Source organism: Acidobacteriota bacterium (assembly GCA_028875575.1).
Taxonomy (GTDB): Bacteria; Acidobacteriota; Terriglobia; order Versatilivoradales; family Versatilivoraceae; genus Versatilivorator.
This window is the reverse complement of record JAPPDF010000033.1, coordinates 24897-37556: the sequence shown is the minus strand read 5'-3', so window position 1 is coordinate 37556 and position 12660 is coordinate 24897. Positions and strand designations below refer to the sequence as shown.

Genomic DNA, 12660 nt, shown 5'->3' with positions numbered 1-12660 from the left:
TTCGGAATTTTGCGAACAGTTAGGAGCAGGAGGTCGGAGTCGGTGGATTGAGAGGGTGTCGCCCGGGACTCGGGATCAGGGCCTTATGGCTTGTTCCTAAGCGGCTTCCGGTTCCCGGGCAGGCCGGTCCAGCAGGTGCCACAGGAACCCGAGCACGGATAGGGTGCCGATGGTGATGGGGATGACCCAGATCCCCTGCTCCAGGGTTCCGCTGTGGTCTCCCACAAAGCCGATATAGTAGGGTCCCATGGCCGCGCCCAGGTGCCCCAGAGCCTGGGTGATCCCGAAGGCCCGGGCGGCCTGTCGGCGGAATCGCAGCGCCGTGAAGGACTGCAGGGCAATGGCGTCGCCGCTCATACCCATCCCCGCCACGAAGGTCATCGCCAATGCGAGCTCATAGCTCCCGCTGAGAATGGTCAGGACATAAAAAGTGGCTCCCACGCCGGCGCTGCAACCCAGCAGAATGCGCTCGGGGATGCGCCCGCCCAACCAGGTCCAGATCACCCGTCCGGCAATGAAGCCGGTAATGTTGACGGCAATCATCGATCCCACCTGGGTCTCGGAGAGAAGCAGGCGCTTGGCGAAGAGCCGGCCCAGCCAGACCACTGCGCCCATCTGTCCGATCCCGTGCAGGGTGAAGGCCAGACCGATGAGCCATAGCGAGGGAGATAGAACCAGGCGCCGGCCGGGCGATTGGCCGCCCCCGTTTGCTGCCGCGGGAGTCCACTCCGGAATCGAAGGAACCGTCAGACGGGTCAGCAGGTAGAAGCACATCAGGCCGGCATAGGGAATCCACCAGGGCCATCCTCGTTCCAACCAGGCATGGTCCACGTAGGCTCCCAGACCCAGGGGAGCCAGAGTGCCGCCAATGGCCATGGTCAAGGCCAGCGCCGCGAAGACCCGTTGGCGGGATTCCTGAAATTGGTGGGCCGTGATGGTGGCATAGACTACGGTGAGCCAGACCTGCCCCGCCCCCATGAGGACGGCGCCGGCTTGTGCCATCAGCCAGTTCTGGGCGCCCCCCAACAAGAGAAAGCCCAGCGCGCCGACGGCGAGGCCCCGTTTTACCGACACGGACGGGCCCCTGCTATGGGTGACCTGCCCGGCCAGGATGTTTCCGGCAAGGGCGCCGAGGAAAAAGAGCGCCTCGGCCCTTCCCTGCATTTCATAGCCGGCCTGGAACAGCTTCTCGAAAACCTTGAAGGTGACCGGCAGCAGGTTGATGGTCATGCCCACCAACAGGCTCAAGCCGATCGAGAACCAGAAGAGCCTGTTCCCGGTCGGAAGCGGAGGCTTCCCCGGAGGGGACGCGGGAGGGGAAATGTCGGGAGGTCGCTCTCCCATTGAGGGCTCCTGGGAGTGAGTCCAGCGGAGCCTAGCAGAGGCCGGTTGAGATCGTCAACAGGGGCAGTACGGGAACCTCGATCCCGCACCGCTACGGCTCCTGACCCGCTCTCTGGAATCTTTGCAGGCGACATGCTATAGATTACGCCCGCCGTTGGGTCCCTGCCGGCCGGGAGGATAGAGAGTGCGCGCCCAAGAGAAGACGGACTATCCGGAGGGTCTGTTCGACCTGGAGGTGACGATTCGAGAGCTCCACAGGCTGAGCCGGAATCTCTGGTGGAGCTGGAACCCGGATGCCCGCGAGATATTCGCCGAACTGTCACCTCTGGTCTGGGACGCCTCCCGCCACAACGCAGTGGCGGTTCTGGGGGCGGTTTCCGAGGCGGAATTGAAGTCGCGTCTGATGGACAGGGACTTCGCCGCCCGAACACGGGAGGTTCTGGTCGCCTTCCACCGGTACCTGACCCGTGAGCGGACCTGGTGTTCGGCCTACGCGGCTCCTTTCCTCAATAGCCCCGTCGCCTACTTCTGCGCGGAATTCGCGCTGCACGAATCTCTGCCGCTCTATTGCGGAGGACTGGGAGTGCTGGCGGGGGACCACGCCAAGTCGGCCAGTGACCTGGGGGTGCCATTCGTCGGGATTACCCTGTTCTACCGGCAGGGCTACTTTGAGCAGCTTGTCAGCCGCAACGGCTGGCAGGAGGAGCATTACCCCTCTCTAGACAGAAACAACCTGCCGCTGGAGCCGGTGCTGGACAGCCAGGGCAAGCCGCTGCTGCTTTGGATAGAGTTCTCGCAGAGCCGGATCTGGTTCCGGGCCTGGCGGCTCCGGGTCGGCAGCGCCGCCATATACCTTCTCGATACCGAGCTTCCCCAAAACGACAGCGCCTACCGCGGTCTCACCTCCAGAGTCTACGGCGGGGACATGACGACCCGCATCGGCCAGGAAATGGTCATGGGAATCGGCGGCGTGCGACTGCTGCAGGCCCTGGGAATCACTCCGGCCGTCCACCACTTGAACGAAGGCCACTCCGCCTTTCTGGCTTTGGAACTGTTGCGTCGCCGGCTGGATTCGGGCTCCGATCTCGAGGAGGCGGAGACCTGGGTGAGAGACCGCTGTGTGTTCACGACTCACACACCGGTGGCCGCCGGTCATGACCGTTTCAGCCCGGAATTGATGGAATACGCCTTTGCCGGCTATCGGTCATTGCTGGGCATGGAGGCTCAGCAGTTTCTCGCCTATGGTCGAACCAGACCGGAGGATTCCGGGGAGTACTTCTGCATGACCGTGCTGGCGCTCAAGATGTCGAGAGGAGCCAACGGGGTCAGCCAGCTCCACGGTCAGGTCAGCCGGGAGATGTGGAAAGACCTGCTGAATTCCCCGACCTATCGGGGACCGTCCATCGGACACATCACCAATGGCGTCCACGTGCTGGGTTGGATGTCTCGTCCGGCGCGGCGTTTCTGGAAACGGCACCTGGGACCGGAGTGGGAAAAGCGCTCGATGTACCCGGACCTCTGGAAGGTGATTTCAGACGAGGAGGCGATCAGCGACGAGGAGATCTGGGCGCTACGCTACCACCTCCGCCGGGAGCTGATCGAATTTGTCCGCAAGCATGTGCCGGACACCTTCCCCGCCAGCGGCACAGAGAGGGCCCGGGCCTTCGAGACCATGCTCTCGCCGGATGCCCTCACCATCGGCTTTGCCCGGCGTTTCGCCACCTACAAGCGGGCTCCGCTGATCTTCGGCGATTTGACGCGAATGGCCGAAATGGTCAACGACCCCGAGCGTCCCATCCAGTTGATCTTTGCCGGAAAGGCCCATCCCCAGGATGTCCGGGGGAAGGAATTCATCCAGCGCATCCTCGACATCTGCAAGCGCAGCGAATTCCTGGGCAAGGTCGTCTTCCTGGAGAACTACGACATGAACGTGGCCCGGCGGTTGATCTCGGGTGCGGACCTCTGGCTCAACACGCCTCGCCGTCCCCTGGAGGCCAGTGGAACCAGCGGCCAGAAGGTGAGTGTTCACGGGGGATTGAATCTGAGCATCCTGGACGGCTGGTGGAGGGAAGGCTATGACGGCAGCAACGGGTGGGCCATCGGAGAGGATGAGCACCCGGCCGACGAAGCCGCCCAGGACCAAGCCGACCTGGAGTCGCTCTACGGGACTCTGAGCCGGAACATCATCCCGCTGTTTTTCGAGCGGGATTCTCGGGGAATCCCCAGGGGCTGGATCGCGAAGATTCGCCGGGCCATGCAAACCCTGATTCCGCAGTACAACACCGACCGCATGGTGACCGAGTACGTCACCCGCTACTACCTGCGGGGGAAGTGACCTGGCCGGGATCCAATTCAGCGCAAAGGCAGTCCATGAACTGACGGGCGGTGCGCCCCGAGCGGGCGTTGTAGCGTTGGGCCCATTGCAGTGCGCGCCGTTCCAGGTCCCCGGGCTTCACGGTGAGGCCGCGCCTCCCGGCCATGGCCTGAACGATGGCCAGGTACTGCTTCTGATCGGGAGCCACAAAGGACAACTGGATTCCGAAGCGGTCGGCCAGAGAGACTTTTTCCTGCAGAGTGTCCTGGCGCCTGATCTCGTCACCCTGCAAGTCGTTGCGGTCCGAGAAGAACTCCCGAATCAGGTGGCGGCGGTTGGAGGTGGCATAGACCACCACGTTGCCGGGGCGCGATTCCAGGCTTCCTTCCAGCACGGCCTTCAAGGTCTTGTATTGAGTCTCCCCTTCCTCGAATGAGAGGTCGTCTACAAAAACGATGAAGTGCTGCGGCCTCTCCCGGAGCAGGCTCATCACCCGGGGAAGGTCATTCAGGTCGTCGCGGGAGACTTCCACCATGCGCAGGGAGGATCCGGCAAAGCGGTTCAAGAGCGCCTTGATGGCCGACGACTTACCGGTCCCTCGATCGCCGTAGACGAAGACATTGTTGGCCGGGTGACCCGCCAGGAAGTAACCGGTGTTCTGGACCAGCCACTGCTTCTGGTCCTCGTACCCAACCAGGTCTTCCAGGGTGATGGGGTCGGGCGATGCAATGCCCTCCAACGCGCCGCCCCGGGATCGGGGATTCCAGTGAAAAGCCTGGAACTCGCCGAAAATCCCGGTGCCGTTCCGGGAGTAGAAGGCGGCCAGCTCCGGCACCAGGGGACTCCAGTCAGGAGTCCGGATCAGCCTTCGTTTCATATCCAGGCGTTGGTCGGAGAGCGGCTCGCAGGGAACCTCGTCCGGTCGCAGCCGATCCCAGCCCGGCCAGGCTCCGTCCCAGCCCATCATCCGGAAAGCGGCCGCCACCTGCTCGCTCCGCAAGGCAAAGAGCTCCCGCAACCGGTCCAGGTCCGCTTCCAACTGGAGCACAAGAGAAGGCCCCAGCCGGTCCAGGCCGTGACACTCTGCCCCTCGGGAAAAGGGATTCTCGTCGCGCAGCATCAGGTTCAGCAGGTGGTTCTGCCAGGGGGTGCCCACGGCCGCGTCTGTTCCGGGAACGGACTGCGAAGCCAGGCCGGAAAAAAAGGAGGCGTAGCTGGCGGCAACCCGCCTGGAAACCTTGGCGGTGTGGAGTCGGCTGCCGGCGATTCCTCCCAGGAAATCGAGCAGAGCCGCCACCACCGGGTCTCTCAGGACGGCCCGGAAGATCACCAGTCGATGCGCTTGTCGAACCAGCGAGCGCAGCGATTCGATGGCATCGTCCACCTCGGAATCCAGAACCGGTTCCGCTCGCTTTCTCATCGAATCCTCCCTCCGGATGTCGAGAAAACTTAAACGTTTGGACCTGGATTGTCAATTGGAGGGCCGGGTTCCGGCGCCTTGACATGCCGGGGGGTTTTGTCAATCATGGAGTGGCGTTGGCAGGAGGCCCCCCGGGCAGAGGCACGGGCCAAGGGCGTCAGACACTTTCTCCGGAGCGCCGGTCCATGATTCATCTGAAGTCGTCCAATGAAATCGCGATCCTGAGAGAATGCAACCAGATCGTGGTCGACATCCTCAACACACTCAAACGCCACTGCCACCCCGGCATCACCACCCTGGAGCTGGACAAGATTGCGGAGGATTTGACCCGCAAGCACAAGGCAAGGGCCGCCTTCAAGGGCTACAACGGGTTCCCGGCCACTCTCTGCACCTCGGTCAACCACCAGGTGGTGCATGGGATTCCCTCCAGGCAGGTCCTGAAGGAAGGCGATATCGTTAGCGTCGACTACGGAGTATTCCACCGTGGTTTCTATGGTGATGCCGCCCTGACCCTGCCTGTCGGCCGCATCTCCGCGGGTACCGAACGTCTGTTGCAGACCACCCGGGAGTCGCTGGTGCTGGGGATCGAGAAAGCGGTTCCCGGAAACCACCTGGGAGACATCTCTGCGGCGATACAGGCCCACGCCGAGGGCCGGGGCTATTCCCTGGTGAAGGAGTTTTCCGGGCACGGCATCGGGAGAAACCTCCACGAGGAGCCGGCGGTGCTGAACTACGTGGTCAACGGGCGCGGCATACTGCTGAAGCCCGGCCTGGTCCTGGCCATCGAGCCCATGGTGAGCCTGGGCACGGACAAGGTGCGGGTGTTGCCCGATCGCTGGACGGTGGTGACCCAGGACGGCAAGCCCTCAGCCCATTTCGAGCACAGCGTCGCCATCACCGAGAATGGCCCGGAGATCCTGAGCCTGGGAATTTAGGCGGCCCGTGACCGGTGTGCCGGGACCCTTGGCGAAAAGGGAAGGGAATTCCCTCAACAGGTGGAGATCGTGAAAAGGGGCGCCGGCGGACCCTGCCGCGGCGCCCCTTTTGGCTTTTGCACCCGAACAACCTTCCGGCAGCCCTTCAATCGTCCGACCTGCCTCCCAACAGACCGGCTCGCAGCAGGAAATAGAGCAGGGTCAGCAGCGTGCTCACCACCGCCGCCACGTAGGTCAGGGCAGCGGCGTTCAACACCTTGTCCATTCCCTCGCGCTCACCCGGATAGATCAGGCCGCGCTCCAGCACCAGCGCCTTGGCGCGGTTGGAGGCGTCGAATTCCACCGGAAGGGTGACGATCTGGAAGAGCAGCACCGCCGAAAAGAGGACCGCCCCGATCAGCACCAGGGTCGGATCGATGAAAAGGCCCAGGAACATCACGAAATATCCGATGTTGGAGCCGATGCTGGCCGTGGGAACCAGCGCCGAGCGCAGGCGAAGCGGTCCGTAGTTCTGAGCGTGCTGGAGCGCGTGACCCGCCTCGTGGCTGGCGATGCCGATGGCGGCCACCGAAGTGGAGCCGTAAACCCCGTCGGAGAGGGCCAGGGTCCTGGTGACCGGGTTGTAGTGATCGGAGAGCATGCCGTGAGAGCGTTCGATGCGCACGTCGCGGACGCCGCCCTGGCGCAGCAGTTCCGCCGCCGCCTCGGCACCGGTGAGCCCGCGCATGGACCGTACGGCCGAGTATTTCCTGAAGTTGGACTTCACCCTCCAGCTCGCCCATAACGACAGGATCAAGCCGGGAGCTATAAACAGGAAATACGTGAGATCGAACATGGGAAACATCAGCGCAACTCCTTATTCTTCTTTATTCTCGCTTGAGTGTAAAGGAGGACGGGAGGAGCGTCAAGCGGTCCCGGCTTCGGCTATTCTTCAGGTTGAGTGGCCGGTGGGTATCCCCGTCCCTGGAGAGGTGCAGCCGCGAAGCCGCTGCCGGGGTGGGTTTGACCCTGCCGGGAAAACCGCACTCTTCAGGACCTGAACCTCTGGAGGAATTGCCGCCGCCGTCGCGGCTCGTTGACCTTTGGGTGCACTTCTCTCCATGGGCTCACACCCACGGCCATCTACTGCCACGGCTTGCACAGTTCAAAAGAGCTTGGACTCATCATTCGCCCGATACCGCACCTGCAGTTCCAGTTTTTCGATCCGAATGGACTCCTCCAGATCGCTCGTAGACCGGCTGAGCACGGCACCGATCAGGTTGTCGCCGACGGCGAACAAGCGCGGATTCAGGTCGTGAAATACCAACCAGCCGTCTTCCAGGACCGGCGCGGGTAGCAGGCTGTTGTGGATCCGTAGCTGCAGGCGTTTCTCGATGCCTTTCCTGGCCGGGTAGTTGTAGAGAAAGCTTCTGTGGCGGAAGGCGCGGATCGTACCGCGCTCGATTCTGGTGTCATCGGGGGGGTTGGGTTTCTTCGGGGAATTCGAGGATAGATAGTCGCCGGCGCCGGCGTCATGGAGCAGGATACGCAGCCTCAATTTCGAGATACGGTCGGCTGCGGCACTCAGGTCGTCACCCACAAACAGTTTCAGAAGGGTGTCGGTCTTGCCGTCTCCGGATAGCGGACAGGGCAAGGGTGCCAGCATGTTGGTGTAGCCGAACATATAGCGCGGCGTGTACCACTTCTCCGGGTTGGGCACCACGGGATCACCATGACCGCCACCCCGGCGGGACAGGACGAAGACCTTGTCCTTGTGCTTCATCAGTTCAGGATCACCCATTTCCCGATAGGCCTGCTGGTGTACCTTGGACTGCTTGGCATTCATCGCAGGAAGGGGATAGCCGGCGATGGCTGGCGCCCAGGAGAAATTGAAGGTCTCAATGCCGTCGGCTCCTTGCCGGTACCAGTTGGAAAACACGCCTCGAAAGACCTCGATGGGCGGGTAACTGTAGCCGTCGGGGCCGTGGTGATCCTGAATGACGGGGTAGAGCTTGATGTGGGTTCCGTCAGTGATCCGGCGGAACGCGTAGACATCGACGTCCAGGGAACGGGTGCCCAACACGAACATGTCGACCAGACCTTCCCTTGCCCAAGTCTCCACGTCAATGCCGTCAAAATGGCAGCTCTCGATCCTATGGCTCACTCGCACGGCCAACAGAAAGGGCCGGCCACGCTTCCGGGCAAGCGTCTGCAGCATGGCTCGAACCGAGCGCACGAACTCTGTCAGATGATGGCGGTTTTCCCACTGACGTCCAATCGGTAGCAGCAGCGGACTGCGTTGCATGTCCAGCTCAATACCGTCGAATTCATAGTTCTCGGCTGCCTCGCGCAGCACGCTCAACTTAAAGTCTCTCACCGGCTTGAAGGCAAAGTTGAACAAGATCACTTGATGAAGCGTGGGGTGGTCCGGCCAGGGGCGAATGGTCCATTCGGGGTGCTCTTGCTTGATGGCAACCGGGGCGGTGGTTCCAAGGTCCGAGTCTCCTGCGTTGAGGCGGTAGGAAAAGAAGGCTTCCAAACCTCGTTTTTTGGTCGCCTCCAGATAGAGGCGCATGACATCGATGCCCTGATTCACCCAGCGCCGGTACTTTTCGCGATCGTATAGCGGTAGGATCTTGCTGGGATAGGGCGCCGTCTGACCCTGGCCCCAACTCCACCAAATACTGTCGATGTGGCTGCCGGGTTCATCGGCGAACCCGAAGGCCTCATCCACCTGTGCCGGCAGATCCTTGACGAACCGATCCACGTGCCAGGAGGCGTCGATGTTGACGATCACCCGCCTGGGTCGATTGACGGCGGCGATGTGTGCTTCACTGAGGCTGATGCTTGAACTCGTTTCAGCCGCAGCCACGTCGGTGGCAATTAACAAGATGAGAACCGACCACAGTATGGAGATCATTGGGACCTCATCCCGCAAGGTTGGGTCCCGGCGGGGCGGGCGATAGTATGCTAGGATGGAACTCTCAGCGTGACAGTGTAGCATCGCACGGCCTCCTCCGGTCGGATTTGAGTGCCGCTCCTCCCGCCCGCGCCCGGCAGCCATAGGACTGATCGCCTCCGAATCACGCCCACACGGGGTCGGAAAAGGAAATGATAGGCATGCAGCCTGACCCCCACGGCGCCCCTCCAACACCCCGGTCGGACTCCGCAACCCCTGAGAACGAGGGTGAAGTCCTGGCTCAGGTACTGACCCTGAAGGAGCACGACGAACCGCGGATATCGATGGGAGACAGCGAGCGGGCCGAGCTGGTCCGGTACGACCCGGTTCGCCACTACCTGTTGGAGATCAGCAAGTATCAGCCCCTGACTCCCGGAGAAGAACGGCACCTGGCCCGTCTCTACAGGGACAGCGGGGACAGGGAAGCGGTCCGCCGGCTGGTCACCTCCAACCTCAAGCTGGTGGTGAAGATCGCTTTTCTATACAACAAGGTCTACTCCAACCTCATGGACCTGATCCAGGAAGGCAACCTGGGTCTGCTCCAGGCTGTGAGGAAATTCGATCCCGACCGGGGCACCCGCTTGCCCACCTACGCCTCCTGGTGGATCAAGGCCTACATCATCAAGTTCATTCTGGACAACTTTCGCATTGTGCGCGTGGGAACCACCAACGATCGCCGCAAGCTGCTGATGAATCTGCGCAAGGAAAAGCGGAAACTGGAAGCCCAGGGAATCGCGCCCACGCCCAGGCTGATCGCCAGGAACCTGAACGTGAGCGAAGGGGATGTGATCGACGTCGAGAACAGCATCAGGGCTCATGACCTTTCCCTGGATGCCACGACTTCCGGCGACTCCGACCTCTACTATCTGGAAACCCTGGCCTCTACCGAGGATCTGATCGACGAAAAGCTGGCGGCCGGAGAGTTGAAGAGCCTCATCGAATCCAAGTTCGCCCAATTCTCCCAGGACCTCGGAGAAAGGGACCGGGTCATTCTCCAGCAGAGACTGATCGCCGAAGAGCCCCTGACTCTTCAGGCCATCGCGGACCGGTATGGAGTGACCCGCGAGGCGATTCGCGTGTCTGAAAAGAAGCTGGTGGGAAGAGTCAAGGACTACATGAGGGAGGCGCTGAAGGGGCTTCCGGAAGTGGATTTCAAGCTGGGTGAGGGATAGCGCAGTCCGGCACCTCGCCTGGTAGTCAGGGCCATCTCCCCCTGAATCCCCCCACTGTAGGGGCAACCCTTTTGGTTGCCCGGTGGTTCCGGGTCGCCCGGTCAGGGCCGCGTAGGGGGCGCCAACAAGGGACGCCCCTACCATTCCACCTGGAATATCGGCGTGATTCGGGTGCCTTGACTGTTCTGTCACCCTGAATTCGGTAGCGTGGGATACTCCCCGCCCAGCGGTGTTGACTCGTAGAGAGGCCTGGCTTAAGATTCCAGATAGAAACAAATCCGAAAACGAGGGTGGACGAAACCATGATGACCTGGTGTCGGATGAGACAAATGGCACTCTTCGGAGCCCTGGCGCTGGGCCTCGTCCTTGGCGGCAGTCGCCTGTCGGCGGGCCCGGAGGGAGAGGAACCCTCTCAGCCCGAGCGGGGAGAAGAGAGCAGAAAAGTAGAGAGGGGCGGCCCTCAGCAGCGACAGTCCGACCCGGTGATCGTTCGAAAGCGGAAGCCCAGGCCGAGAAAACGCCGCCTGAACCCGGCCCGTCCCAAGGGCTCCAAGCCCGAAGAGAACTTCACCCTGGCGGTCGACATCGAGCTGGTCAATCTGGATGTGGTGGTCACCGACAAAAAGGGGAATTTCATCCCCGAACTGACCGCCAAGAACTTCAGGGTCTTCGAGGACAAGGTCGAGCAGAAGGTCACCAACTTCAGCCCCACCTCGGCGCCGCTAACGGTGGTGATGGTGCTCGAGTCCACCAGGAACCTGGCTTGGTGGTGGTACGACGACGCGACGATGCCAGCGGCCTATTTTATCCAGATGCTGAGGCCCGACGACTGGGCGGCGGTGGTGGCCTACAACCTGAACCCCAGGATTCTGTCCGACTTCACCCAGAACAAGCGCGAACTCTTCGGGTCGCTCACCCGCATGGCCTTTCCCGTCTCTCAGGAATCCAACCTTTTCGACGCTCTCCAGTTCACCCTGGACCGCCTGGACGAAGTAGACGGCAAGAAGGCCGTGCTTCTGGTCAGCACCGGTGTGGACACCTTCAGCAGGATCACTTTCAGCTCGGCCTTGAAGCGGGTACAGGCGACCGACGCCGTCATCTACTGCCTGGGTATCGGCCAGAGAGGGCGCATGAGCAACGAACCCTACATGGGAGCCACCACCCGGTTGACCTATCTGCAGGCCGACAATCAACTCAAGACCTTTGCCAAGGTCACGGGCGGCAAGGCCTGGTTCCCCCGTTGGCAACAGGACCATCCCGCCATCCTGCGGCAGGTCGGGATCGAGCTCAGGAACCAGTACAGCCTGGGCTACGTTTCGACCAATGCCGACCGCAACGGAAAGTTCCGCAAGATCAAGGTGGAAGTCGTTGACGAGAACGGGAAACGCGTCAAGAGAGTCAAGGCGCGAACCCGCACCGGCTACCACGCCGTCAAGAGTTGACCTGAAAATAGACCGAAACTCGCCCGGCTGGATCCCCGATGCCGGGCTGCCGCAAAACGCGGGCTGGAGGGGATGCCCCCAAGCCGGTCTGCAATCTCCCTCCGGTGAGTCCGCGGTTCCAGCGGGCTCAAGGTTCTCTTTTCCCTCCGGGCGATCCGAAACAGCCACCGTCGTTGCCCGGAGGGGCTTACAATGCAAGCTGGACTTGGCTCAGCCCCGCACTGAGACATCACACACCCGGAAGCATCATGTTGCGAAAAGCCGCCGTTGCCGGCCGTTTCTATCCCTCACAGCCTGACCGGCTTCGCCGGGACCTGCAGGAGCACCTGGGACCGCCCCGGGCACGACGCCAGGCCCGAGGCGTGGTGGTGCCTCATGCCGGCTACCTTTATTCCGGCGGTGTCGCCGGAGCCGTGTTCTCCGGAATCGAGATACCCGAAAGGGTTTTGATCCTCTGTCCCAACCATACCGGATTGGGAGCCTCTCTCTCGATCATGTCTCGGGGAGAGTGGCAGATCCCACTTGGCCGGATCCCCGTCGATGAAGAGTTGGCTCGGAGGCTTCTGCATCACTGCCCGTTCCTGACGGAGGATACCGAAGCTCATCGCTTCGAGCACTCGCTGGAAGTGCAACTTCCCTTTCTGTTGCATTTGAGGCCGGACCTTCGCCTGGTGCCCATCGCCCTGGGCCGTCACGATTTCCCCGCCTTCCAGCGGCTGGGGAAGGGTATCGCGAAAGCCTTGCGGGATCTGTCCGGGCAGCCGGTGCTGGTGGTTGCCAGCAGTGACATGAACCATTTCGAGCCGGATGCAGTGACACGCATCAAGGACGAAAAAGCCATCTCCAGGATCCTGTCTCTGGATGCCCCAGGCCTCTACGAGGTGGTCCGAAAGGAGTCGATCAGCATGTGCGGCTACGGACCGACCATCGCAATGATGTATGGAACCGAAGCCTCGGCCCGGACCTGCCGGGCCGAGCTGGTCCGCTATGCGACTTCGGGAGACGCCGGCGGAGGAAGGAAAGAAGTGGTGGGTTACGCCGGCATCGCCATTTACCCCAAGGCTTCCGGCTCGGGCGGCCGAACGCCCCCGTAAC

General features: G+C 62.0%; 9 protein-coding genes. 5 read left to right on the top strand and 4 right to left on the bottom strand.

Annotated elements, in window-relative coordinates:
• Positions 1–96 precede the first annotated feature (96 nt).
• Positions 97–1344 carry an MFS transporter gene (locus OXI69_04345; GenBank protein MDE2665360.1) on the bottom strand — a complete coding sequence of 416 codons (1248 nt, stop codon included), beginning with the start codon at positions 1342–1344 and terminating at the stop codon, positions 97–99.
• A 184-nt stretch (positions 1345–1528) separates the two neighbouring features.
• Here OXI69_04345 and glgP point away from each other — a divergent pair, with 184 nt between their 5' ends.
• On the top strand, positions 1529–3679 hold the full coding sequence (gene glgP, locus OXI69_04340; GenBank protein MDE2665359.1) for an alpha-glucan family phosphorylase: 2151 nt from the start codon (positions 1529–1531) through the stop codon (positions 3677–3679).
• Here glgP and OXI69_04335 read toward each other — a convergent pair.
• Positions 3651–5078, bottom strand: a complete 1428-nt coding sequence (locus OXI69_04335) for an ATP-binding protein (GenBank protein MDE2665358.1) — start codon at positions 5076–5078, stop codon at positions 3651–3653. The genes glgP and OXI69_04335 overlap by 29 nt on opposite strands.
• Before the next feature lie 185 nt (positions 5079–5263).
• Between OXI69_04335 and map the strand changes: the two genes are divergently transcribed.
• Complete coding sequence (gene map / locus OXI69_04330) at positions 5264–6013, top strand: type I methionyl aminopeptidase (GenBank protein ID MDE2665357.1); 750 nt, start codon at positions 5264–5266, stop codon at positions 6011–6013.
• 145 nt (positions 6014–6158) lie between these two features.
• On the opposite strand, the gene OXI69_04325 is transcribed toward map, so the two are convergent.
• Together OXI69_04325 and OXI69_04320 are read right to left on the bottom strand one after the other, a co-directional pair.
• Positions 6159–6857 (bottom strand): zinc metallopeptidase, encoded by a 699-nt coding sequence (locus OXI69_04325; protein MDE2665356.1) that lies wholly within the window; start codon positions 6855–6857, stop codon positions 6159–6161.
• A 300-nt stretch (positions 6858–7157) separates the two neighbouring features.
• Positions 7158–8912 (bottom strand): family 10 glycosylhydrolase, encoded by a 1755-nt coding sequence (locus OXI69_04320; protein ID MDE2665355.1) that lies wholly within the window; start codon positions 8910–8912, stop codon positions 7158–7160.
• Between the two features lie 200 nt (positions 8913–9112).
• Here OXI69_04320 and OXI69_04315 point away from each other — a divergent pair, with 200 nt between their 5' ends.
• The 3 genes from OXI69_04315 (at position 9113) to amrB (ending at position 12659) form a co-directional block, all read left to right on the top strand.
• Positions 9113–10123: a sigma-70 family RNA polymerase sigma factor gene (locus tag OXI69_04315; GenBank protein ID MDE2665354.1), complete on the top strand. Its 1011-nt coding sequence runs from the start codon at positions 9113–9115 to the stop codon at positions 10121–10123.
• A gap of 329 nt (positions 10124–10452) precedes the next feature.
• Positions 10453–11565 (top strand): VWA domain-containing protein, encoded by a 1113-nt coding sequence (locus OXI69_04310; protein MDE2665353.1) that lies wholly within the window; start codon positions 10453–10455, stop codon positions 11563–11565.
• Between the two features lie 248 nt (positions 11566–11813).
• Positions 11814–12659: an AmmeMemoRadiSam system protein B gene (gene amrB / locus OXI69_04305; GenBank protein ID MDE2665352.1), complete on the top strand. Its 846-nt coding sequence runs from the start codon at positions 11814–11816 to the stop codon at positions 12657–12659.
• Position 12660: the final 1 nt, after the last annotated feature.

Bases quoted from the DNA above. Each gene is read 5' to 3' on its own strand.
- OXI69_04335 (MDE2665358.1), bottom strand. From the start codon at position 5,078: ATGAGAAAGCGAGCGGAACCGGTTCTGGATTCCGAGGTGGACGATGCC.
- map (MDE2665357.1), top strand. From the start codon at position 5,264: ATGATTCATCTGAAGTCGTCCAATGAAATCGCGATCCTGAGAGAATGC.
- OXI69_04320 (MDE2665355.1), bottom strand. From the start codon at position 8,912: ATGATCTCCATACTGTGGTCGGTTCTCATCTTGTTAATTGCCACCGAC.
- amrB (MDE2665352.1), top strand. From the start codon at position 11,814: ATGTTGCGAAAAGCCGCCGTTGCCGGCCGTTTCTATCCCTCACAGCCT.
- OXI69_04310 (MDE2665353.1), top strand. From the start codon at position 10,453: ATGGCACTCTTCGGAGCCCTGGCGCTGGGCCTCGTCCTTGGCGGCAGT.
- OXI69_04345 (MDE2665360.1), bottom strand. From the start codon at position 1,344: ATGGGAGAGCGACCTCCCGACATTTCCCCTCCCGCGTCCCCTCCGGGG.
- OXI69_04315 (MDE2665354.1), top strand. From the start codon at position 9,113: ATGCAGCCTGACCCCCACGGCGCCCCTCCAACACCCCGGTCGGACTCC.
- OXI69_04325 (MDE2665356.1), bottom strand. From the start codon at position 6,857: ATGTTTCCCATGTTCGATCTCACGTATTTCCTGTTTATAGCTCCCGGC.